General features: G+C 67.6%; 23 protein-coding genes. 10 read left to right on the top strand and 13 right to left on the bottom strand.

Annotated features, from left to right (window positions below):
• Positions 1-2 precede the first annotated feature (2 nt).
• The 10 genes from ACXJLU_RS11430 (at position 3) to ACXJLU_RS11475 (ending at position 11,584) form a co-directional block, all read left to right on the top strand.
• Positions 3-1,574, top strand: a complete 1,572-nt coding sequence (locus ACXJLU_RS11430) for an oligosaccharide flippase family protein (RefSeq protein WP_457330905.1) — start codon at positions 3-5, stop codon at positions 1,572-1,574.
• Positions 1,571-2,491, top strand: a complete 921-nt coding sequence (locus tag ACXJLU_RS11435) for a class I SAM-dependent methyltransferase (RefSeq protein ID WP_457330907.1) — start codon at positions 1,571-1,573, stop codon at positions 2,489-2,491. Before ACXJLU_RS11430 ends, ACXJLU_RS11435 begins: the two co-directional genes overlap by 4 nt.
• Positions 2,488-3,678, top strand: a complete 1,191-nt coding sequence (locus tag ACXJLU_RS11440; RefSeq protein ID WP_457330909.1) for a glycosyltransferase family 2 protein — start codon at positions 2,488-2,490, stop codon at positions 3,676-3,678. The genes ACXJLU_RS11435 and ACXJLU_RS11440 overlap by 4 nt, the downstream gene beginning before the upstream one ends.
• A gap of 7 nt (positions 3,679-3,685) precedes the next feature.
• Positions 3,686-4,699, top strand: a complete 1,014-nt coding sequence (locus tag ACXJLU_RS11445; protein WP_457330911.1) for a glycosyltransferase family 2 protein — start codon at positions 3,686-3,688, stop codon at positions 4,697-4,699.
• On the top strand, positions 4,696-6,150 hold the full coding sequence (locus tag ACXJLU_RS11450; RefSeq protein ID WP_457330913.1) for a hypothetical protein: 1,455 nt from the start codon (positions 4,696-4,698) through the stop codon (positions 6,148-6,150). The genes ACXJLU_RS11445 and ACXJLU_RS11450 overlap by 4 nt, the downstream gene beginning before the upstream one ends.
• Before the next feature lie 47 nt (positions 6,151-6,197).
• The gene (locus tag ACXJLU_RS11455) at positions 6,198-7,259 is read left to right on the top strand and encodes a glycosyltransferase family 4 protein (RefSeq protein WP_457330915.1); all 1,062 of its coding nucleotides are present in this window, start codon (positions 6,198-6,200) and stop codon (positions 7,257-7,259) included.
• On the top strand, positions 7,256-8,410 hold the full coding sequence (locus ACXJLU_RS11460) for a glycosyltransferase (RefSeq protein WP_457330917.1): 1,155 nt from the start codon (positions 7,256-7,258) through the stop codon (positions 8,408-8,410). The genes ACXJLU_RS11455 and ACXJLU_RS11460 overlap by 4 nt, the downstream gene beginning before the upstream one ends.
• Positions 8,411-8,458: 48 nt before the next feature.
• Positions 8,459-9,496, top strand: coding sequence for a GDP-mannose 4,6-dehydratase (gene gmd, locus ACXJLU_RS11465; protein ID WP_073462170.1), 1,038 nt, complete (start codon positions 8,459-8,461; stop codon positions 9,494-9,496).
• A 1-nt stretch (position 9,497) separates the two neighbouring features.
• A complete protein-coding gene (locus ACXJLU_RS11470) occupies positions 9,498-10,409 on the top strand; it encodes a GDP-mannose 4,6-dehydratase (RefSeq protein WP_457330919.1) in 912 nt (303 codons plus the stop codon).
• A 74-nt stretch (positions 10,410-10,483) separates the two neighbouring features.
• Complete coding sequence (locus ACXJLU_RS11475) at positions 10,484-11,584, top strand: MraY family glycosyltransferase (protein WP_457330921.1); 1,101 nt, start codon at positions 10,484-10,486, stop codon at positions 11,582-11,584.
• Between the two features lie 12 nt (positions 11,585-11,596).
• Here ACXJLU_RS11475 and ACXJLU_RS11480 read toward each other — a convergent pair whose 3' ends face one another.
• The 13 genes from ACXJLU_RS11480 to ACXJLU_RS11540 form a co-directional block, all read right to left on the bottom strand.
• Entirely contained in the window at positions 11,597-12,952 is a 1,356-nt protein-coding gene (locus ACXJLU_RS11480) for a hypothetical protein (protein WP_457330923.1), read from the bottom strand.
• Positions 12,949-14,292, bottom strand: coding sequence for a class I SAM-dependent methyltransferase (locus ACXJLU_RS11485; RefSeq protein WP_457330925.1), 1,344 nt, complete (start codon positions 14,290-14,292; stop codon positions 12,949-12,951). The genes ACXJLU_RS11480 and ACXJLU_RS11485 overlap by 4 nt, the downstream gene beginning before the upstream one ends.
• Positions 14,289-14,480 (bottom strand): hypothetical protein, encoded by a 192-nt coding sequence (locus ACXJLU_RS11490; protein ID WP_073462165.1) that lies wholly within the window; start codon positions 14,478-14,480, stop codon positions 14,289-14,291. The genes ACXJLU_RS11485 and ACXJLU_RS11490 overlap by 4 nt, the downstream gene beginning before the upstream one ends.
• 65 nt (positions 14,481-14,545) lie before the next feature.
• Positions 14,546-16,429 (bottom strand): polysaccharide biosynthesis protein, encoded by a 1,884-nt coding sequence (locus tag ACXJLU_RS11495; protein ID WP_457330927.1) that lies wholly within the window; start codon positions 16,427-16,429, stop codon positions 14,546-14,548.
• 13 nt (positions 16,430-16,442) lie between these two features.
• Positions 16,443-17,039 carry a sugar transferase gene (locus ACXJLU_RS11500; protein ID WP_457330929.1) on the bottom strand — a complete coding sequence of 199 codons (597 nt, stop codon included), beginning with the start codon at positions 17,037-17,039 and terminating at the stop codon, positions 16,443-16,445.
• A gap of 8 nt (positions 17,040-17,047) precedes the next feature.
• The gene (locus tag ACXJLU_RS11505; RefSeq protein ID WP_457330931.1) at positions 17,048-18,223 is read right to left on the bottom strand and encodes a DegT/DnrJ/EryC1/StrS family aminotransferase; all 1,176 of its coding nucleotides are present in this window, start codon (positions 18,221-18,223) and stop codon (positions 17,048-17,050) included.
• Positions 18,220-18,669: a type II toxin-antitoxin system VapC family toxin gene (locus ACXJLU_RS11510; RefSeq protein WP_457330933.1), complete on the bottom strand. Its 450-nt coding sequence runs from the start codon at positions 18,667-18,669 to the stop codon at positions 18,220-18,222. Before ACXJLU_RS11510 ends, ACXJLU_RS11505 begins: the two co-directional genes overlap by 4 nt.
• Positions 18,666-18,914 (bottom strand): FitA-like ribbon-helix-helix domain-containing protein, encoded by a 249-nt coding sequence (locus ACXJLU_RS11515; protein WP_457330935.1) that lies wholly within the window; start codon positions 18,912-18,914, stop codon positions 18,666-18,668. Before ACXJLU_RS11515 ends, ACXJLU_RS11510 begins: the two co-directional genes overlap by 4 nt.
• A gap of 55 nt (positions 18,915-18,969) precedes the next feature.
• Entirely contained in the window at positions 18,970-19,653 is a 684-nt protein-coding gene (locus ACXJLU_RS11520) for a class I SAM-dependent methyltransferase (protein WP_457330937.1), read from the bottom strand.
• A complete protein-coding gene (locus tag ACXJLU_RS11525) occupies positions 19,650-20,879 on the bottom strand; it encodes a glycosyltransferase family 4 protein (protein ID WP_457330939.1) in 1,230 nt (409 codons plus the stop codon). Before ACXJLU_RS11525 ends, ACXJLU_RS11520 begins: the two co-directional genes overlap by 4 nt.
• Entirely contained in the window at positions 20,876-21,973 is a 1,098-nt protein-coding gene (locus ACXJLU_RS11530) for a glycosyltransferase (protein ID WP_457330941.1), read from the bottom strand. Before ACXJLU_RS11530 ends, ACXJLU_RS11525 begins: the two co-directional genes overlap by 4 nt.
• Entirely contained in the window at positions 21,970-22,572 is a 603-nt protein-coding gene (locus tag ACXJLU_RS11535) for an acyltransferase (protein WP_235002002.1), read from the bottom strand. Before ACXJLU_RS11535 ends, ACXJLU_RS11530 begins: the two co-directional genes overlap by 4 nt.
• On the bottom strand, positions 22,569-23,299 hold a 731-nt coding region (locus tag ACXJLU_RS11540; RefSeq protein WP_457330944.1), incomplete at its 5' end, for a lipopolysaccharide biosynthesis protein. The genes ACXJLU_RS11540 and ACXJLU_RS11535, both read right to left, overlap by 4 nt.

A 23,299-nucleotide genomic window follows, 5' to 3' on the forward strand; every position in this document is an offset into this window, starting at 1 on the left:
GTATGTCGCTCGTGAGGCGCAACATCATCGCCAACCTCGTTGGTGGCGCGTGGATCGCCGCTCTCACGATCGCCATTACACCGCTGCAGGTGAATCTGCTCGGCATCGAGGCCTATGGTGTCGTCGCTTTCATCAGTACGCTGCAGATCGCGTTCACCGCCTTCGACCTCGGGCTCGCAAGCACACTGACCCGCGAGCTCGCCGCCGATCCCACCCCCGGCAAGACGGGCAGCGATGGCCTGATGCGCACGGCGGGAACGATCTACTGGGCCTCGGCGGTCGTGATCGGCATTGCCCTTGCGTCGGCCGCCGGCCCCATCGCAGCTCACTGGTTCAAGGTCGGCTCGCTCGGCACCGCGACGATCGAGCAGAGCGTGCGAGTCATTGCGCTGTACCTTGCGCTGCGCTGGCCGGTCGCCATGTACGCCGGCCTCCTGGCCGGCCTGCAGCGCATGGACATACTGAACGGCGTCAAGGCGGCCGCAGCGTCGCTGCGTCTGGCAGGCGGCATCCTTGTCCTTCTGCAGTGGCACAGCCTCGAGGCGTTCCTTGGCTGGACCGCGCTGAGCGCGGTGATCGAGGTGATCGCGTACGTGATCGTCTGCCGCCGCGTCCACCCGACGATGCCGCTGGGCGGAGCGATTTCGCGCGATACCATCCGCCGTGTGTGGCGCTTCTCAGCCAGTATGAACGTGCTAACACTGCTGGCAGTTTTCATCGTCCAGCTCGATCGGCTACTCATCAGCAAGATGCTGCCCCTCGAGGCACTCGGCTACTACAACCTCGCGTACACGGCAGCTTCCACAGTCGCCTTTGTGGTGGGCGCCATCGGCTCGGCGGCTCTGCCGTCGTTCGCCGCAGTCCAGGGCCGCAGTGCGCCAGGCGAGTTGTTGGAACGCTACCGCGTGGCCGATCGTGCGATGCTGTCGCTGGTCGGCGTCGTCGCCTTTGCCCTGCTCTTTCACGGCAAACTGATCCTCGGGTGGTGGATCAATCCGGCCGCAGCTGCTGCCGCGCAGACGTCGCTGGCATTGCTGGTCGTGGGCTTCTGGATCGGCGCGGCGATCAACAACGTCTACAACGTGGCTGTGGCCTGCGGGGTTCCTGGCCGCCATCTTCGAGTCAACATCCTGACCATCGCGCCCTATGCTGCGGTCATGTACTTCCTGATCGGCCGCTACGGCGCGACGGGAGCGGCACTCGCATGGGTGCTGCTGAACCTCGCCTACGCAGTGCTGCTGGTACCAGCGATCCATCACCGCGTACTGCAAACATCGACCCGCCGCTGGCTCCTCCGCACGGTGCTTCCTTTCATCGTGCTGGGTGTCGCCTCGTTCGGCGTACCAGCGCTCATCGCCGAGAGTGTCTCTATTTATGCTGGAAGGATCGGGCAGGCGGTCGCGCTGTGCGTTGGCGTGCTCGTGTACGGCGTCGCCACCTTCCTCCTTTTCATGGCGCGACCTACCGACGCAGCCAGCCTACGCATGCTCCTGACGCGACCGCGAGCCCGTGGCGATGCTCAGCGTGCCACGAGCACCAACCCCGACCGAGAACAACAAGGCACAACAATATGAGCAAGACCGACGCCACTCTCACCCCTCCCCCGTGCCCGAAGTGCGCTCAAGCGTCACGCCTCGTGTATCAGGCGCGCGACTACAACCGGCGGCTCACCGACGAAGTTTTCCACTACTACCGCTGTAACGCCTGCGAGTTCATCTTCCTAGCTCCGATCCCGGCCGATCTGGGTCGCTACTACCCGAAGAGCTATTACGAGTTGCCGCGCAGCATCGACGAACATGATGCGCTAGCGCGTCGCCTGCAGACGTGGAAACTCGACGTGGTCAAGCGCTACGCGTCCGGCGGCAAGCTCCTGGAGATCGGGCCCGCCTACGGGCTCTTCTCTCATCTCGCCAAGCAGGCAGGCTTCGACGTCACGGTCATCGAGATGGACACACGCTGTTGCGAGTATCTGCGTGACACAGTGGGCGTGAAGGTCATTGAGAGCGATGACACGCTCGGATCACTCCAACGTCTGCCCAAGTTCGATGTCATCGTGCTGTGGCAGGTCATCGAACATCTGCCTGACCCCTGGCGTGTGCTGAACGCGGTCGCCGAGCGCCTGGCACCCAACGGTGTGCTAGTCCTCGATACGCCGAACCCCGACGCTTTCCAGTTTCGCGTGCTGCGCCGCTATTGGTCGCACCTGGACGCACCGCGCCATGTCACGCTGATCCCGGCGCGCCTGCTGGTAGAGCATGCCGCCGGTATTGGTCTTAAACCGCTGCTGCTCACTGCCGCTGACACTGGTGCCAACGGTTGGAACGGCTTCGGCTGGGCGCATAGCTTTAAAAACCTCTTCGGCGAGACGCCTCTCGGCAACGCGATGCACTTCCTCGGCCGCGCCCTGGCGAAGTTGCTGATTCCGATCGAACGCACCGGCTGGCGCGGCAGCAGCTACACGGCTGCCTTCCGCAAGGAGAGTGCGCAATGAAATTCTCGGTGCTGCTGCCTACCCGCAACCGTCTCGAATATCTGCGCCACGCGGTAGAGACCGTGCGCCGGCAGGATCACGACGACTGGGAAATCGTCGTCTCCGACAACTGCTCCGAGGAAGACATCGCTGGCTACGTCCGGTCGATTGCCGACCCACGCATCAAGTACGTGCGCACCGACAGTTTCGTTCCCGTCACCGACAACTGGAACAACGCGCTCGCCCACAGCAGCGGCGACTGGGTTGTCATGCTCGGCGACGACGATGGTCTGATGCCAGGCTACTTCGCCACTCTGTTGCGCGCCCTTGATCGCTTTCCTGAGCCCGACTTTGTGTACACGAGCGCGCTCTACTATGCGTATCCCGGCGTGATGCCCGACGCGCCCGACGGCTTCCTGAGACGCGACCACAGCAGCACGTTCGCCGAGACGGAGCCGTTCTGGCTCGACATCCGCCGGGCCGAGGCGATCGCCCGCGGGTACCTGGACTTCCGCATGCCCGTAGGCTCCAATATGCAGTTCTCGCTGATCAGCCGCAAAATGATTGGGGAACTATCGAAGCAGGGACCGTTCTTCCGGTCTCCATATCCCGACTTCTTTGCGACACCGGCGCTGTTCCTCAAGTCGACCCGCATCCTCATTTACCCGCAACCGCTGGTGCTGATCGGCATCACTCCGAAGTCGTATGGCTTCTTCCACTTCAACAATCGCGCCGACGACGGCGTAAAGTTTCTGAAGAACAACGACCAGCTTGCCGATGTGTCCAACGTCAAGGCCGTGCTCCTGCCGGGAACCTCGTACTACGACTCGTGGCTGATGGCGATGGAGGCACTGCGCACGAGCCATGCGGCGGCACATGGCCTGCGGCCAAACTACCGCCGCTACCGTCTTTTGCAGATCGCCAACGGGTACAAGAAGTGCTACTTCGACCGCGTGCTGAGCGAGGCTGACTTGGCCCCGCTGTGCGCCAGAATGACCATTGCGGAGAAAGCGTACGGCCTTGCGCTGCATATCGGCTTCGGCCTGCTACGCCTGGCGCCCGCGGGGCTCGCCAGCCGCCTCATCATGCGGCTGCGGCGACTCATTGGGCACAACGTGATCCGCAACGAGGCAGTGACGGGTCGCCGCTTCGCCAACCTCATCGAAGTTTTCGAGTCGATGGAATCGACTCCGCGGACCCAGCCCTGACGTCGCTATGGCAGCCGCCACATACGCCATCTTCTTGCCGGTGCGCAATGGCGGCGAGCACATCCGGCTCGCCATCGATAGCGTGTGCGCGCAAACATTCGCCGACTGGCGTCTGGTGATCTTGGAGAATGGCAGCACCGACGACACCCTCGCTCAGGCGCGCGCCCATGACGACCCACGCATTTCCGTCGTGCCCGCGGAGCAGGCACTGGGCATCGTGGGCAACTGGCAGCGTGTCGCGGAATTGCTGCGAAGCGGGCATGTGACAGCGGAGTTCGCCACGCTGATCGGACACGACGACCTCCTCTACCCGGACTTCCTGGCAACGATCGAACGACTGCGGACCGAGCAGCCGACGGCGGGCCTCTATCAGACCGGCTTCGACCTGATCGACCAACACGGGCAGTTGATCCGGCCCTGCAAGCCGGTGCCTGTGCTCGAGACCGCTGCCGACTTCCTGTCCTCGCGCGGCTGGGGCTTGCGTGATTCATTCGGTACCGGCTACGTGTTCCGGGTGTCGGATTACCTGCGTGTCGGCGGAATCCCCGACCTGCCCCTGCTGATGTTCTCCGACGACCTGCTGTTCGCGAGACTGGGCCAGCAAGGCGGCAAGGCCTGCGCCGAAGAAGTAGCCTGCGCTTACCGCCTGCACCGGGGCAGCACCTCGGCGTCGCTGTCTGCCGGCCGCCTGAGCGCGCTGGCGGAAGCGTTGCAGCGCTTTCTTGGCCATGTCGAGAACGACTTCCCGGCGTACTGGACCAGTTCCCGAGGAAAGGCTGCCGTCGCCTGCCTGATCGCGCGCGAAGCGCTGATCTTCCGCTCGCCGCTGCTGCGCTGGGCCCTGTCGCCGGCCGCCAACCAGGCGGTGGCCGCGCTGCACCACGAGTACGGCCGCTGCGCGAACGGCGTCGTTCCGGGCCAGTGGCTCGGTACGAACTTCGTGACACGCGAGGTCTACACCGCGGTGCGAACCGTTTTTCTCCTCCTCTCGCTGCTGCTCGAGCGAGTGCGTCGGAAATGAATCTCGCACCTGCCGCTCCGGGCGCCGTCGGCCGCCCGCTGAGCGTCACGACGCTGATCGCGACCGCTGCCGCGACGGGACTGCTGCTGATCCTGATGCAGCCCGACAACCTGGCCCTGCTGCTGTGCGACCTGGCAATCGTGACGCTGCTTGCCGTCAATTTCACGGCAATCTACACACTGCGAACCTACCTCTTCTCTTCCGGGTTCTGGACGGCGCTGTTCTTCGGTTTCTACTTCGTGCTGAAGTCCACCCAGTACTTCGACGAAGCGGAGAACCCCTGGATCATCTCGGCGCTGCTCCAATGTTCGCTGTTCCTGGTGTTCTTCAATGCCGGCTACCTGCTGAGTTCGCACGGACAGCGTCCGCAGCCGGCGCCTGAGCACTTCACGGTGAAGAATAGCCGCCGCCTAGCCCTCGCCTGCACGGTCGTCTTCATCGCGAGCAAGGTACTGAACTACTTGGCTGTCGTAGCCATCCTGCCGGGGGGCTATAACCAGCTCGAGCTGTCGCAGAGCACCCAGAACCAGGGCATGGCCTACATCTTCCGTGCCTTCTCGATCGGGCAACTGGCGCTGCTGATGCTGATGGCCTTCTACTTCATCCACCGGCGCCACGGGGCCTACCTGCTGGCCTGCATCCTCATCTACCTGCTCGAAGCCGCCAGCAGCGCGAGCCGCGGGGGACTGATCATCCTGATCCTGAGCTTGTTCTACCTGTACGACAAGCACGTCAAGCGCGTTTCGCCCCTGTGGCTGGTCGTGATCGCGCCAGTGCTGATCTTCATCGTGTCGTTCTTCGGCTACGTGCGCAGCATCGAGATCGGCAGCACCTCCGTCTACCTCGACGCGCTGAGCTACTTCATCGACGACTCGGAAATCATCTGGCGCCTGTTCATGGGCCGACTGGACCTGCTGCCCACGATCGCGAATGCCTTGTTCGCGCATGCCCGGGGCGAGCTGCAGCAGTTGTGGGGCTCCAGCTACGTCGGCATCTTCACGCACTTCATCCCGCGCAACCTGTGGCCCGACAAGCCTCCGTTGACGGCCGCCTACATGACAGCCGTCGTGCTGCCCGGCAACTTCGAGGCTGGTGTCCTCGTCTATCCGTCCATGGCTCTCGAGGGGTTCCTGAACTTCGGATACGCAGGGATCGCGATGTCGGCGTCGTTCGCCGGCTACCTCTCCTACCGCTACGACCGCTGGATGATCAGCCGTCGCCTGGGCTCCACCTTCTTCTACCTCGCCTTCTTCACCTTCCCGATGGGACTGATTGCCGAAGGCATCCACAGCAACTTCGTGGCACTTTCACTCTACTCGGTCGCGCTGATTTGGCTTCTGCTGAAGTTGCTCCATGCCACAGGCGCGCTGCAGCGTGCGTCCCGCCGGCCAGCCGCCGTGCCGGCCGCACCGGGCGTCGTCCATGTCGCACCTGCCGGGCCATCCCGATGACCCGGATCTTCCTCAATGGCAAGTTCACCGCCCAGCGCATCACCGGCGTGCAGCGGCTGGCGCTCGGTCTCGTCGAGGCGCTCGACAATGCCCTGGCGACACGCGGGTCCGCGGACCAATGGATCCTGCTGTGCCCTCCCGGCGCAACGCCACCGCCACTGCGCCACATCACGATCCGGACCTGTGGCGCGCGCCGTTTCGGCTTGCATTTCTGGGAGCAACTGGCGCTCCCGTGGGCGAGCCGCGGAGGCCGGCTGGTGAACCTCTCGGGGCCCGCGCCCCTGCTGAAGCGGGGGCAAGTCTGCATGCTTCCCGATGCGGCCGTGTTCGACCAGCCGGCCGCCTACACCAGGTCATTCGCCGCCTGGTACCGCTTCCTCTTCAAGCGCCTGGCCGCATCGGCCGCGCTGCTGCTGACGATCTCGCGCTTCTCGCAGGCGCGCCTGGCGCAGCGGCTCGGCATTGCGCCGGGCCGCCTGAAGGTGGTTCCCTGCGCCGCGACGCACATGCAGTCGATCGCACCGGACGATGCCGCACTGCGGCGCCTCGCACTGACCGGCGTGCCGTACCTGCTGGCCGTCGGCAGCGCAAACCCGACCAAGAACCTGCCGGCTCTGGTCGAGGCCTTCGGGCGCCTGCCGCATCCCGACCTGAGGCTGGTGCTGGTCGGTGGAACGAACAGCGCCGTGTTCGCCGGGGAGACGGCGCAACGCGAAGATGCACGCATCGTGCGCACCGGGCCGGTCAGCGATGGGCAATTGAAGTCGCTGTATGCCAACGCGCTGGCCTTCGTCTTCCCTTCGCTGTATGAAGGCTTCGGCTTGCCGCCCCTGGAGGCGATGTCGCTGGACTGCCCGGTCGTGGCGTCGAATGCAGCATCGATCCCCGAGGTGTGCGGCGACGCAGCGGTTTATTTCGATCCGACATCGATCACGGACATGGCAGGGGCCATTGCCCGCGTCGTCGACGATGCAGGCCTGCGCGCCGACCTGCGTCGCCGTGGCGCGCAACGGTTCGCCATCTTCACCTGGGACGCGGCCGCGCAGCTGCTGCTCCAACACCTGGAACATGCCGGCCTCGCCGGCCTCGCCGGACGAGGTCACGTTTGAAAACCTTGCAGATCAGCAAGTTCTATCCCCCGGTGATGGGCGGCATCGAGTCCGTCGCCTTCGAGCTGACAGAGGGATTGAACCGCCAGGGCGTCGAGACCGACGTGCTGTGCGCACACACCGGTTCCAGTACGCTGCGCGAGCGCAGTGCCGCCGGCTACAGCATCGTGCGGGCCGGTTCGTTGGGCAAGCTGCTGTCGACATCGATGTCGCCGTCGATGCTGCTGGAGGCACGCCGCATGTGCGACGACTACGACGTCATCCAAGTGCAGATGCCCGACCCGATGGCTGCGCTGGCCCTGTGGTTCGCCCGGCCACGCGCGAAAATCGTGCTTCACTGGCAGAGCGACGTGATCAACCAGCGCCGCGCTCTGAAGCTGTACGAGCCGCTGCAGCACTGGCTGTTGCGACGCGCCGACGCGATCATCGCGACGACGCCGCCATACGCCGAGGCCTCGCCCTCGCTGCAGGCCTGGAAGTCCAAGGTCGAGGTCATCCCGCTGGGCATCACGCCGATCGACAGCCGCGGCGCCGCCGACAAGGCACGCGCACTGCGCGAGCGCTTCGGCGGACGCAAGATCGTGTTCTCGCTCGGCCGCATGACCTACTACAAGGGCTTCGACGTGCTGATCGACGCGGCACGTTCGCTCCCTGCCGACGCGGTGGTGGTGGTCGGCGGCGGCGGCGAGCTGCTGCAAACCTACCGCGATCGCGTCGCCGCCGAGGGACTGGCCGGACGCATCGAGTTCGTCGGCCGCATTCCCGACGAGGACATCCCCGGCTATTTCGAGGCCGCATCGGTGTTCTGCCTCAGCTCGATCGTGCGCGCCGAGGCCTACGGCGTGGTGCTGCTCGAAGCCATGGCGATGGGCAAGCCGATCGTGACGACCGACATTCCCGGGTCCGGCGTTCCCTGGGTCAACCAGCACGAGGTCACAGGCCTCAACGTGCCGGTGAGCGACGGCCGCGCGATGGCCGCTGCGCTCACCCGCATCCTGCAGGACGATGCCTTGGCCGCGCGCTTCGGGGCAGCCGGAAAGGAGCGCTTCCTGACGCAGCTGACGGCCGAGTCGATGGTGTCGCGCACGCTGTCGCTGTACCGGCGCCTGCTGGCCGGCGCGGTGGAACCACGCGTCTCCCCAAACCTATAATCCTGGCCTCTTGCCTGCTCCGGTCCTTCGATCCTTCGAAACATCCCCATGACACGTACCGCCTTCATCACCGGAATCACAGGCCAGGATGGCGCCTATCTGGCAGAGCTGCTGCTGTCCAAGGGCTACCGCGTGTTCGGCGCGTATCGCCGCACCAGCTCGGTCAACTTCTGGCGCCTGAACGAGTTGGGCATCGGCAGCCACGCGAACCTGAAGCTGGTTGAGTTCGACCTGACCGATCCTGGTGTCTGCACCTCGCTGATCCAGCGCATCCAGCCTGACGAGGTCTACAACCTGGCGGCGCAGAGCTTCGTCGGCGTGTCATTCGAGCAACCCACGACCACCGCGCAGATCACCGGTGTCGGCGCGCTGCACCTGCTCGAGGCGATCCGGCTCGTCAACCCGAAGATCCGCTTCTACCAGGCCTCCACCTCCGAGATGTTCGGCAAGGTGCAGGCGATCCCGCAGTCTGAATCCACCGCGTTCTATCCGCGCAGCCCGTACGGCGTGGCCAAGCTGTACGCGCACTGGATGACGGTGAACTACCGCGAAGCCCATGGCATCTTCGGTTCCAGCGGCATCCTCTTCAATCATGAGTCCCCGCTGCGTGGCCGCGAGTTCGTGACCCGCAAGATCACCGATGCGTTCGCGCGCATCCGTGCCGGCGAACTCGACACGCTCGAGCTGGGCAACCTGGACGCCAAGCGTGACTGGGGCTATGCGCGCGAGTACGTCGAAGGCATGTGGCTGATGCTGCAGGCCGACCATCCCGACACCTACGTGCTCGCCACCAACCGGACCGAGACGGTGCGCGACTTCGTGCGCATGGCCGCCAAGGCGGCCGGCTACGAGTTGCGCTTCGAAGGAGAGGCCGAACGCGAGGTGGCCATCGACGAGGCAAGCGGCCGCACGCTGGTGCGCGTGAACCCGGAGTTCTACCGACCGGCCGAGGTCGAGCTGCTGATCGGTGACCCGGGCAAGGCCGAGCGCGAGCTGGGCTGGAAAGCGAAGACGACGCTTGAGGAGTTGTGCGCCAAGATGGTCCAGGAAGACATCCGCCGTGTCGAGCGCGGCGTGTCGTTCTGAGATGTCCGCCAAGGCGCCGCGAGTCCTGGTCACGGGGCTGAACGGGTTCACCGGACAGCACTTGGCCAGCGTGCTGCAGCGCGCAGGCTACGAGGTCCACGGCACGATCCGCAGCGACGAGGCTCCCGATGCCACCCACCACGTCGCCGACCTGTCGGACGTGGCTGCCCTGCGCGCGGTGATCGACCGCGTGGCACCTCGCCACGTGGTGCACCTGGCGGCGATCTCGTTCGTCGCGCATGACGATGCCGATGCCATCTACCGGACCAACATCGTCGGCACCCGCAACCTGCTGCGCGCACTGTCGGACTCCGGCGCTGTCGCCGCGGGGCTCGGCACCGTGCTGCTGGCCAGCAGCGCCAACATCTACGGCAACGCCCTGGTCGATCCGATCACCGAAGAGCAGCCGGCACAGCCGGCCAACGACTATGCCGTCAGCAAGTCGGCGATGGAGCAGATGGCTGCGCTGTGGACCGGCAAGCTGCCGATCACGGTGGTGCGCCCGTTCAACTACACCGGCGCCGGCCAGTCGAAGCAGTTCCTGATCCCGAAGATCGTCGACGCCTTCGCGCGCCGGGCTGAATCGCTCGAACTGGGAAACCTCGACGTCGATCGCGACTTTTCCGATGTTCGCGATGTCGTCGAGGCTTATGGCCGCCTGCTCGATGCCTCGCCTCGCGGCACCTTCAACGTTTGCTCCGAGCGCGGCTGCAGCCTGCGTGAGGTCCTTCGCCTCGTGTCCGACCTGTCGGGGCACGAGATCGACGTTCGCGTCAACCCGGCCTTCGTGCGCGCCAACGAGGTCAAAAGCCTGCGTGGCAGCGCCGCGCGGCTGCGTGCGCTGCTGCCCGACTGGCAGCCACGCCCATTGCGCGACACGTTGGACTGGATGCTGCAGCAAGCATCCCCCTGATCGACTCGCGTCGGCGGACCGCACCGGCCGGGCCGGCCCCCGTCACCGAACGACGCCCTTCCAGACACGACTCCATGATCTACTTCGCCAGCTGTTTCCTGGTCGGCCTGCTCGCCACCTTGCTCATCATGCGGTCGTCGATGCGGCATGGCCACCTGTCGGCCGACTACGACCTGACCGGGCCGCAGAAATTCCATGCCCGCGTGGTGCCGCGCGTCGGCGGTGCGGGCGTGATGGCCGCCGTGCTGGCGGGCGCGGGCATTGCGCAATGGCACGATGCGGCGGTCGCTCCCTGGCTGTGGCTGCTGATCCTCTGCAGCCTTCCCGCGTTCATCGCAGGCATCACCGAGGACCTGACGAAGAACGTCTCGCCGCGTCGTCGCCTGTTGGCGGCAGCCGTCTCGTCTGCCCTCGGCATCTGGCTGCTCGACGCGGTGATCGGCCGCACCGACATCCCCGGCATCGACACGGCGATCCGCTGGCTGCCGTTCGCGTGGCTGCTGACCGTCTTCGTCGTCACAGGTGTCTCCAATGCCATCAACATCATCGACGGCTTCAACGGCCTGGCCTCGATGTGCGTGCTGATGATGGTGCTGGCGCTGGCCTACGTGTCGTTCCAGGTTGGCGACACCTTCGTCTTCACGGCCGCGTTGATCACAGCCGGGGCCGTGCTGGGCTTCTTCGTCTGGAACTTCCCGGCCGGCCTCATCTTCCTCGGGGACGGCGGCGCCTATCTGCTCGGTTTCCTGCTGGCCGAGCTGAGCATCCTGCTGGTCCATCGCAATCCCGGCGTGTCGCCGATGTTCCCGCTGCTGCTGTGCGCGTACCCGGTGTTCGAGACGATCTTCACGATGTACCGGCGCAAGTTCGTGCGCGGGGTCGCCACCGGTGCGCCCGACGGCATCCACCTGCACACGTTGATCCACCGCCGGCTGATCCGCTGGACGCTCGAGAACAACCTCGAACGACGCAGGCTGACACGGCGCAACTCGATGACCTCGCCCTACCTGTGGCTGCTGTGCCTGCTGTCCATCATCCCGAGCGTGCTGTGGTGGAACAGCAGCGCCATCCTCGCCTGGTTCCTGCTGGTTTTCGTGGTCGTGTACGTGTGGCTGTACTCGCGCATCGTGCGCTTCAAGACGCCGCGCTGGATGGTGTTTCGCCGAACCCGCTGACGGATGGCCGGTTCAGCGAGATGAAAGCCGGAACACTTCGTTGTTCTGCTGAATCTCGTCGAAAGCGGGCGGTACGTCGCCCGCGACGATCAGCGGGACCTTGTCATCGACCAACCATTGCGGCAGCGGGCAGCCGTTGCGTCGGTACTGCGTGGTATTGCACCAGACGCTGGAGCGCAGAGGGTGGTCGGAAAACACCACGATCGTGAACCGGCGATCCGGCTCGCGCGTCACCTCGGCCACCACCCGGTCGACCAGGCGCACGGCGCGCGAGATGTTGTTGGCGTAGTGCGTCGACAGGGGCTCACCGCCACCCTCGCCGGGCGGGTGAGGCAGGGGCACATGCGCGAACAGGAAACCACCCTCTCGCCACACGCGAGCGGCATCTATCCCCTGCTCGATGCGCGTGGCCAGAGCCGACCAGGTCTCGCCACCCAGTGCTGCACATCGGTTGTCCGCTGCGGCCCCCGCCTTGTTCGACAGCCAGACGGACCTGCGCAACGCCGCACACCACCAGCGTTCGGCCTCGAGCGCCGGAGAACTGGGAAATGCCTGGACGCAGCTGCGCAGGCCGCTGATCTTGCAGTAGGGCTCATAGAAGCCAACGACATCGACATCCGGTCGGCTCGCGATCACCTTGGAAAAATCGAGGACGCGCCCACCGCTGCACACCGTGGCAATCGAGCACGGCTTGGCATCCGGAAAGCGCCCGCCCGCGAACATGGCAGGCACCACCTTCGCCGTTGCATCGCCTACCGGCACCAGGGACTTGATCCGCACGCCACGACCTGCCTTGGCCAAGGCCTCGACGATCGGTCCGGCGGAGGAGGCATTCAGCTCGTCCAGGAGCAGGAAGACCACCGTGTCGCGCGCACCGGCCGGCTGCGCCCCACCCGGCCAGGCAATCGTCGGCGCATGGATCGCCGCCACGATCGGCTGGCTGGCAACGAACAAGACGGCGACTGCGCAGACAGCCCGCCTGATCGCAGCCCAGCGCATCGGCGGGACCCGAAGCGCCCACCATGCGCCCGATGCAAAGCAGGCAAAACCGACGGCGTGCACCAGCTCACGTCCGGTACCTTCTGCTGCCAACAGGCCGCTGACCGCGTCGCCGAAGATGTCCAGCCAGAAGGCGAACGACACGAACAGGCCGACGCGGGACACGACGTCGAACCTGGGCGATCGGCCCGGCCTCGCGAACCAGAGCACGGTCAGCAGGATGGCAAGCCAAGCGGCACCCACCAACAACAGGCCAGGCAGTTCCGCCCAGAAGCGGTAGTACAGCTCGCGCAGCGCCAGCTCGCCGGCAACGGACAACAGCACCAGCGTCGCAACGACGAGGTCCTTGCGGGAAGCGGAGGAAATCATTCAGTCGTGATTCGCAGCAATGCCAACGTGCGGGGGGCCGGCGACAACGCAAGCTCAGCCTCGACGCTGAAGCCCGCCTCGATGAATGCGGCGCGTTGGCGGTCCGACGTGAACTCTTGCGGAGAACGTTGCCTTTGCCTGCACAACGAGGCCAGCTGGGCGTCCGCCACATCGATGAATTCGACGATCAGCCAGCCGCGGGAACAGGCTCGAGCAAAGCCGGCAATCTCACGCAGCGGGATCGAGGCCCCGATCGCCAGGTGGTGGATCAGCGCCAGCATCATCACCAAGTCGAACTGCCCGGCCAGCCGCGACGCCAGCCCTGGGTGCTCGGCGCCTGCCCAACCCCGCCCGCCGCCGATGTCATCCAGCTGGGCAATCACGGGATGCAGGCGAGCACCGGCCGGAGCATGGCGGAAGAGTCGCTCGATGCTGTCGTGGTCGGCATCCAGCGAAACCACCTGTGCGCCGGTGCCGGCCGCCATGCGCGAATACTCGCCGGTGTTGCAGCCCATGTCGATCACCCAGGCCGGCGCAATACGAGCCAACCACTCGGCCAGCACGCGCCGCTTGGTATCCAGGCTGTCGCCTTCGTAGTGCGGACGATCCTGTTCGTAGCTGGACCAGCCCGGCGCAGTGGCCCTGCGCGGAGCCGACGGCGCGACACCGTTGAGCATCCAATCGAGCGCCGCATGGAGGCCAGTACGAAACGACACGGCGGCACCAGGCGACGCTGTATCGGCCGCCGACACAACACTGGAATGTGCCTGCCCCAGGCGCCCCCCTTCGCCCAGCAGCAACGAGCCGTAGCGGCTCAAGTACAGCGAGCGCCCGAGCAGCTGGCGCGCAGTCGATGCAGACATGCCGTCGCGTCCCATCGCGAACACTTCATGCCCTCTCAGGCCGCGACGCCGCGAGGCCAGCAGCGGAAACAGGAAATGGCGAGCGAACTGGCCCATCGCCCACCACTTGCGCTCCGCCAGCGGCACGAAGGAAAGGAGATCACAGAACACCGGGCGGCAACCATCGAACAGCACGTTCCAGGCGGACGCGTCCTTCAGGTCGAAGCCGGCCTGCACCGCCTCCTGCTGCAGATCGAGCGTCAACCTCGCCGCCGCGTGAAGCTGCGCATCGCACCATTCGGTGGGTTGCGTCACGAAGGGAAAGCGAGGCGATTGCAGGGTGGTTTCATCCAGCCATTCGAAGCCCACCATGCGCTGGTCGGCAACCCAGCCGGAAGCCAGCTGCGAACGAAGAAAATGTCCCGACGGCAATGGCTGCACCAACGTGCGCAACACCCGCTCGCCTTCGAAGCGGATGCGGCCCTGCGGGTCTCTCATTTGTGGCGCAACCGCTCGATCAGTCGCTTGATCGCTTGCCACGGACTGCGCACGAACACGATGACCGCACCGATCGCGGCGATCAGGCCCTGCCACAGCAGCATCCCGCTTCCGGGGTCGATGTAGGCGTAGGCAGTGGCGGGCAGGCAGCAGACCAGCACGGCCAGGAACAGGAGGCGGTTCTTCACGGCGACGGGGTTTCCTGGAATCGAGCGTTGGATTGTCACAGTTTTGTGACGAGGTCCCAAACGGCTCAATCGGGCCGCTTGTATTCGGGCACCAACGCCTGGAGCAAGCGACGGCACTCGGCCGGCGGCGTTGCCGTGGACGTGCTGCCGAGGAAGGCATGCAGCCGCTCCAGCCAGATCCCGCTGGCCGGTTCCTGCAGCTGCGCCACCCGCAACCGTGGGTGTGCCGATGCCAGCGTCGCGTCCGCATCGGCGAGCAATTCCTCGAACAGCTTCTCGCCCGGCCGCAGGCCGCTGAACACGATGCCGATCTCGCCGTCGCGGTGCCCGGACAGCCGGATCAGGTCGCGCGCCAGGTCGACGATGCGCACCGGCTCGCCCATGTCCAGCACGTAGACCTGGCCGCTTTCGGCGAGCGCGGCGGCCTGCAGCACCAGCCGCGCCGCCTCGGGAATGGTCATGAAGTAGCGCGTGATGTCGGGATGGGTGACGGTGACCGGCCCGCCCTTGGCGATCTGCTCCTTGAACTTCGGGATCACGCTGCCGCTCGACCCCAGCACGTTGCCGAAACGCACAGCCGCGAAGGTCGTCCGCAGTCCCTGGGTCGACAGGTGCGACAGCACCATCTCCGCAGCCCGCTTGCTCGCGCCCATGACATTGGTCGGGTTCACGGCCTTGTCGGTCGAGATCAGCACGAATCGTTCGGCACCGGCCTCTGCCGCTGCGCTGGCGGCCTGAAGCGTTCCCAGCGTGTTGTTGTGCAGCGCCATCCACGCGTTCTCGTCCTCCATCAGCGGCACATGCTTGTACGCCGCGGCATGCAGCACCAGTTGCGGCCGCCAGGTGTTGCACGCGTGCCCGATCTGCTCGCGGCTCTTCACATCGCCGATCAGGCGCACCAGCGGCAGGTGCGGATGCAGCTCGCTGAGCTGCTGCTCGATCTGGTACAGCGCCAGCTCGCTCAACTCGAACAGCACCATGCGGGCCGGACCGTAGCGCGCGACCTGTCGACACAGCTCGGACCCGATCGAGCCACCGGCACCCGTCACCAGCACCGTCTTGCCCGAGATCAAGCCGGAAACGCCCGCTTCATCCAGCAGCACCGGCTCACGGCCGAGCAGGTCCTCCGGTTCGATGTTGCGCACCCGCTCGATGCGCGCGCTGCCGTCCTGCAGTTCGCTGGCCGACGGCACCATCAGCACCGGCAGCCCCGTCGCCGACGCCAGCTCGATGGCGCGGCGGCGCTGGGCGGCCGTGGCGCCGGGCAGCGCCACGATCACGTGCGTCGCGGCGCCGCGGAGCTCTTCGCGTCCCAGGTCCTGCAGCGTGCCGAGCACCGGCACGCCGCCGATGCGCGCACCGCGCTTGGCAGGGTCATCGTCGAGCAGCCCCAGCACGATCCAGCCCTGGTGGTGGATCGTCGCGAGCAGCCGCTTGGCCGCCTCGCCGGCGCCGATCACCAGCGCGCGCCGGACCTCGGCATCGCCACCGGTGATCTGCGAGCGCGCGTGCTCATACAGCATGCGGTAGGCCACGCGCACCATGCACAGGCCGATCAGCGACACGAAGGGATGCAGGGCCAGCACCGCCCGCGGCACCTCGGCCAGCTGCGCCATCAGCACCACGGCGGCGCTGAGCATTCCGCTGACCAGGCACGCCAGTGTCAGGCGCTTGACCTCCCCGAAGCCGGAGAACCGCCACATGCCGCGCGGAATCCCTGCCGCCGCGAACACGACCAGGTAGGCGGCGACCACGAGCGCCATCACCCACCCATCGTAGGAGGGCCGCGCATGCAACCAGCGTTCGAAGCCGAGACGGAACAGGTAGGTGGCGTTCCAGCAGATCGCGACGATCACGCCGTCGATCAGCAACGACACCGGCCGGCGGTACGGGCGCACGCGCGCCAGCGCGAGGTCGAGACGGTGCCAGATGGAAAGATGAGCGCTCATGGGGCGGGCAGGGTCAGCGCAGCCACAGGCGGCGCAAGGTCCGCCCGATGAGCTGCAGATCGGTCCGCACCGACATGTGATCGACATAGTCGGCCGCGCTGCGCAACTTCGCCGGCATGACCTGCTCGATGTAGGTGCGTTCCGGATCCGCGGCGCGCGCGAGCAGGTCGCTCTCGTCGCGGAACTCGATGGAGGCGGGGTCGGTGATGCCGGGACGCACGCTGAGCACCTTCTCGCGCAGCGCCGGCGGATAGAGCGCGACATAGCGCGGCACCTCGGGACGCGGCCCGACCAGGCTCATCGTGCCGGCCAGCACGTCGATCAGCTGCGGCAGCTCGTCCAGCTTGTGGCGTCGCAGCAGGTGCCCGACCCGGGTGATGCGCGCATCGGCGCCCACCGTGATCTGCGATCCGTGCTCGTGCGGCGCATGCCGCATCGTGCGGAACTTGTGGATGAGAAAGCCCTTCCCCAGCCGCCCGACACGTTCCTGCCGGAAGAACACCGGCCCCGGCGAATCGAGCTTGATCCACGCAGCGATCGCCAGGAAGAACGGAGACAGCACGATCAGCCCGGCGGCCGATAGCACCAGGTCGAAGACACGCTTGCCCATCTGCCGGCTCAGGCCAGGGTCGCGCGGACCACGTCGGCGACGCGCTTCACGTCGCCATCGGTCATCCGCGTGTACAGCGGCAGGCTCAGCATCCGCTCGTACGCCAGCTGCGATTGCGGGAACTGCGCCGGCTTCAGGTCGTAGCGCTCGCGCCAGTACGGCTGCAGGTGCAGCGGGATGTAGTGCACGCTGCAGCCGATGCCGGCGGCGAACAGGCGCTCGATCAGCACGTCGCGCGACACCTTCGCACCGTCGGCCAGCCGCAGCACATACAGATGCCAGGCATGCTGCTCTCCCGCGGGCGGCTTGGGTGGCAGGACCACCGGCAGCCCGGCCAGCGCCTCGTCGTACAGCGCCGCCAGTTCCGTGCGCCGCTGCTGGAACGCACGCGCCCGCTTCAGCTGATGGATGCCCAGCGCCGACGCGATGTCGGTCAGGTTGTACTTGAACCCCGGCGCGACGATCTCGTAGTACCAGCTCGGCACCTTCGCGGTGAAGCGGTCGAACGCATCGCGGCTCATGCCGTGCAGCCGCATCACCTTGATGCGCTTCGCGAGCTCGGCGTCGCGCGTGACGACCATGCCGCCCTCGCCGGTCGTGATGGTCTTGTTGGCGTAGAAGCTGAACACCGTGACGTCGGAATCGAGCGTGCCGACCAGCCGGCCGCCGACCGTCGTCGGCAACGCGTGCGCCGCATCCTCGACCACCTTCAGTCCGTGCCGCTTCGCCAGCGCCAGCAGCGACTGCATGTCGGCCGCGAGCCCGGCGTAGTGCACCGGCAGGATCGCCTTGGTGCGCGGCGTGATCGCGGCCTCGACCACGGCGACGTCGATGCACAGCGTGCGCGGATCGATGTCGACCAGCACCACGTCGGCGCCGAGGTAGCGCACCACCTCGGCGGTGGCGGTGAAGGTGTGCGTGGTCGTGATGACCTCGTCGCCCGGGCCGATGCCCAGCGCCTCGAGCGCCAGGTGCAGCCCGGCGGTGGCCGAATTGACGGCCATCGAGTGCAGTCCCGGGTCGCCGAGGAAGGCGGTGAAGTCTTCCTCGAAGCGCTTGGTCTTCGGGCCGGTCGTGACCCAGCCGGATTTCAGCGTGTCGACGACTTCGGCGATTTCTTCGTCGCCGATCTCGGGCAAGGCGAAGGGGAGGAACGGCAGCGATGCCGGTGTGGAAGTGTTCATGAGGAGGCGCCCGTTTCCCAGGGATTCAGGACAAGGACCCCGGGCAGGTGGTCGAAGTCCTTGGTGTTGCGCGTGGCCAGCGGCACGCGGTGGTGGGCGGCGATGGCCGCAATCTGTCCATCCTCCACCGAGATCGGCCGGCCCCGCCGATGGCGCAGCGCAACGATGGCAGCGTACTGCTGCGCAGCCGCCGCGTCGAACGGCAGGTTCATGCCCTGGAATTCCTGTTCGAACATCTGTTCAGCCACCTCCGCCAGCGCGCTGCGCTTCTTGCCCGCCGGCAGCAGCGCGATGCCCAGCAGGATCTCGGCCTGCGTGATCGCGCAGACCAGAAAGCGTGTCTTCGTGCCGTGCGCGGCAAACCAGTCGAGCACGGCCGGGTCCGGGCGCGGGCGCATCAGCTCCGACAAGACGTTCGTGTCCAGCAGCACACGGGCAGGATTCACTTGCCGCTCCACTTGGGCGGCGGCCGCGGCGCCTGCCGCTGCGGCAGCGGAAGCTCGTCGACCGCCACCTTGGCAAAGCGCTGCTGGATGCGTTGCGCAAACGGCTCGTCGGGTGCCGGCCCCAGCACGGCCTGTTCGAGGATGTCCCGGGCCTGTTGCTCCATCGAGACCCCCCGCCGGGCCGCGAGCACCCGAAGCTCGGCTTTCACACGCTCGCTCATGCTGCGGATCATCAACGTGGCCATGCCGCTCCCCCGGTAGAAAAAGGAGGCGTCATTGTAGTCAATGAATGCATTGCAATCACTTCTCGATCCAGGCAAGGAGATGCGTTCTCAGCAAGGGCATCGCGTTGAAGACCGAATACCACCCGGCCCCGCCCCGGCACACGAACCGGGCGATCGGCGGCGCGAGCGTGACGCGCAGCCGGTCGATGCGCCCCTGCGGGAACAAGGCGCGCACGCGCGCCAGCGGCACGCCGCGCACGTCCGGATTGCGCGGGTTGTCGACGGTGAAGTCGTACCACAGCACCGCGCCGCCCGGCTTCACCCAGCGCCACATCGCCTCCGCCAGCCGCTGCTGGAACGCATCGTCGAGCAGCGACGAGAACACGGTGGCGACGAACACCAGGTCTTGCGACGCCTCGGCGATCGGCGCCTGCAGCGCGTCGCCTTCGTGCAGCGCCAGCGCCGCCGGCAGGCAGCGGCGCGCCTCGGCGACGCGATCGGGCAGCAGCTCGATGCCGCTCAGGTGCTCGGCCCTGAAGCCCAGCCGCAACAGCTCCAGCAGGTTGCCGCCCTGCCCGCAGCCGACCTCCAGCAGGCGCAGCGCCGGCAAGTCGCGCACGCCGTGCCGCGCGAACAGCGTCAGCATCGCGCGCTGCCGCTCGTGCACCGTCTGCCACACCTCCGGGCGCAGCATGCTGTAGCGGTCGCCCACCTGGCGGCGCGCATAGCGTTCGGCGACCCGATCCGGTTCTCGGCTCATGCGTCGCGGCCCTCCTGCATGGCGTCGACGAAGCGGCGCGCCAGCACTGGATAGCTGTGATAGGCCAGCACGAACGCGCGGCCGCGTTCGCCCATCGCGCGGCGCGCCTCTGGCCCGGCGGCGATCAACTCGTGCAGGCCGCGTACCACCTGCGGCGCATCCTCCGGCGCCACCGTCACGCCGCAGCCGGCCTCGGCCACCGGGTCGTTGCCGGCCTCCACCGAATGCAGCACCGCGCAGCGGGCCATCATGTAGTCCATCAGCTTGTTCGGCGCGATGCCGAAGCGGTAGATCGGCGTGCGCTGCCAGCCGATGTAGGCGATGTCGACCTCGCGCAGCAGCGCCGGGATCTGCGTCTTCGGGATCGGCGCGAACAGCGCGACGTTGTGCAGGCCCTCGGCCGCCACGCGCTGCGCCAGCCGCGCCTTCTCCATGCCGTCGCCGACCAGCACGAAGGCCACCGGCTCGTCGCGCATCAACGCTGCGGCATCGAGCAGCACGTCGAGCGCGTTCGGCAGGCCGTGCGAACCGGCATAGCCGACCACCGCACGGCCCTGCGCCTTCTGTGCCGCGATGTGGGCGGCGATGGCCGCCTCCAGCGGCGCCGGCTCGCCGGCCCAGTCGTCCGGCGAGATGCCGTTCGGCACGATGTGCAGCTTGCGCAGGTCGAGCCCGTGCGCGGCCATGTGCTGCGCCACCTTCGGCAGCATCGAGACGACGCGGTCGGCCACGCGGTACGCATCGTCCTCGGCCTTCTGGCACAGCAGCGCGAACGGGTGCCGCGGCGACATGCCCGACAGCTCGATCGGCGACAGCGGCCACAGGTCGTGCACCTCGAACACCAGTGTCGCGCGCGCCCGCCGCGCGATGCGGCGCGCCACCCAGATGTCCATCGGGTAGGTGCTCGACGCGATCACGACGTCGGGCCGGAACTCGTCGACCACCGCCGCGCTGCGGCGCCAGACCCGCGCCAGGAAGACCGCGATGTTGCGCACCCGGCCGAGCCCGTTGCCCTGGTAGCGCGGCGCGGCGATCCAGTCGTACTCGATGCCGTCGACCTGCTCGCGGCCCGGTGCCGGCTGGCGCGAGCGCACGTGCGAGACGGTCGCGGCCACGATGCGCACGCGGTGGCCGGCGCGCACCCACTCGCGCGCCAGGTAGTACGGCCGGTACTCCATGCCCAGCGCCGGCGTGCCGGCGTAGTGGTTCAGGTACAGGATGTTCATGGCGCCGGGTCTCCGCGAGTGCCGGGCGCAGACAGCGCCTCCAGCCGGCGCACGTAGGCCGCGACGCTGTCGTCGAACATCGCATGCGCGGCGATCCAGGCGCGCAGACCGGCCGCCACCTCGTCGGCACGCTCGGCGAGCGACTGCAGGCGCTGCGATGTGGGCATCTCGCCATCGGCCAGCACGATGCCGTTGCGACCATCCTGCACCAGCTCGCGGTTCGCCGGCAGGTCCGACAGCAGCGGGATGCAGCCGTGGGCCATCGCCTCCAGCACCGAGACCGACACCGAATCGCTGAGCGGCAGGCTGAGGTACCAGCGCGCGCGGCCGTACCACTGCGCTTGCGTCGCCGCGTCGAGCCGGCCGACGAACTGCACGCGCCCGGCGAGGTCGGGCCGGGCCGCGCGCGCCTCCAGCGCAACGCGCAGCGAACCGTCGTTGGCGACGACCAGGCGCGCCGCGGGCCGGTCGGCGGCGAGCGCCGCGAACACATCGAGCACGCGCTCCGGCGCATAGATCGCTTCCAGCCCGCGGTTCGCGAAGAACAGCTCCGGCTCCTTGGTCGCCGCGATCGGCGGCATCGCCTCGAGCCCGAACGGAAACACCATCACCTCGCCGGCGCCGAGCGCGCGCATGCGCTCGGCCATGTGGGCCGAGTCGCTGGTGGCGAGGCTGCAGGCGGCCAGCACGCGTCGCGTCAGCCAGCGCATCGGCGCACTGCGCACCGGCGCGACCAGGATATCCGAGCCCCAGGCCGAGCCGGCGATGCGCGCCCGCACGCCGCCCAGCCGCAGCGCCAGCCAGGCCAGCGTGCCGTGCGAACTGAGGTAGTGCGGCGCCAGCCAGTCCGGCCCGATCGCGCGCAGCCAGCGGACCACCCGCGGCAGCTGGCGCAGCAGGCCGATGTTGCCGCCAGCGAAGTTCGGCCGCGTGTCCAGCGCCAGCCGCCGCGCGGCCGGCAGCACGGCATCGAAGCCGGCATCGAAGCCGCGGCTCGACACCGCCCACAGCTCGACCCGGCCGTGCAGCGCGCGCGCCCACTTCAGCAGGTGCGGGCTCTGGCCGTCGCCGATCAACACCAGCTTCAGCGTCATCGCGGCGGAACCTCGCCGGCCCAGGCCTCGTACAACGGCCGCAGCGACGGGTAGCGGTCCAGCAGGCGGGCATCGGCGCGCCGCGTATCGCCGACGACGCGCGCCGGCCGGCCTTCGAGCACCGCGAAGTCCGGGTACTCACCGCGCACGAAGCTGCCGGCGCACACCAGCGTGCCGCGGCCGAGCCGCGTGTTGGCTTCGATCAGGCTGTGCGGGCCGATGAACGAATAGGCACCGATCTCGATTGGTCCGGCGATCCAGCCCGGCCGCGGCTGCGCGGCCGGCCAGTTGGTGTAGCCGTCGCCGAGCAGGCGCTGCGAGCGGTGCGATGCATGCGTCACCAGGCTGCAGTGGCTGGTCACCTGCACGCCGTCGCCCAGCGTGATGCCGCCACTCGCCTCGATGAAGTTGAACGGCCCGATGTAGACGTGGTCGCCCAGCACCAGCCGCTCTTCGTGCTCGATGCAGCTGGCCGGCGACAGCCGGGTGTTCGCCAGCAGCCGGCCGCCCGAGCGCTCGCCGAACACGATGCGGTACATCAGCAGCCGGGCCACGCGGCGGCGCCAGCGGTTCAGGGTTGCTCGCAGCAGGTTCTTCATCGTGTCGCCGAAGGGTTGGCCGGCACCATGGCATCCGCGCCGGCCGGCATCGGCCAGTGCGCCAGGCACCAGAAATAAAGGCCGAAGTAGCCGGCCATCGCCGCCGACACCGCCCAGCCCGCACCGGCCAGGCCGCCCAGCGCCAGCCCCGCGGCCAGCGCGGCGACGAAGGCCACCTGCCCCGCAAGCGCGAGCTTCAGCGCCCAGGCCTGGGCCTGCCACGCCATCGTCACCACCGCCAGCGGGCTGGCGACGAAATGCAGTCCGACGTAGAGCGCGAGGGCGCGGGCCAGCACGCCCGCCTCGCGCCAGGCCGGACCGAACGCGGCCTCGAAGGCCCATGGCCCGGCGAGCCACAGCAGCAGCACCAGCGGCGCGGCCAGCAGCGCCAGCAGGCCCATCACGCGGCGCACCGCGTGGCGGGCCTCGGGCGTGGCGCCAGCCGCGGCGAGCTTCGGGTACAGCGCCTGCGACACCGCGCTGCCGACCAGCGTGGCCGGCGCCTTCAGGTAGCGCAGCGCCAGGCCCCAGAAGCCGGCTTCGGCCGGGCCGAGGACGGCGGCGATCAGCACCAGGCTCAGCGTGTCCTGCAGCGCGCCGGCGAACGCATGCGGCGTGTTCAGCAGCGGAAAGGCCCGGTGCCGGCGCGCCACCTCGGCCAGCGCCGGTGCCTGCGGCAGCGCGCCGCGCCACGGCAGGCGCAGCACCGCGGTGGCCACGGCGGTGC

The sequence above is a fragment of the Rhizobacter sp. P5_C2 genome (assembly GCF_054049715.1).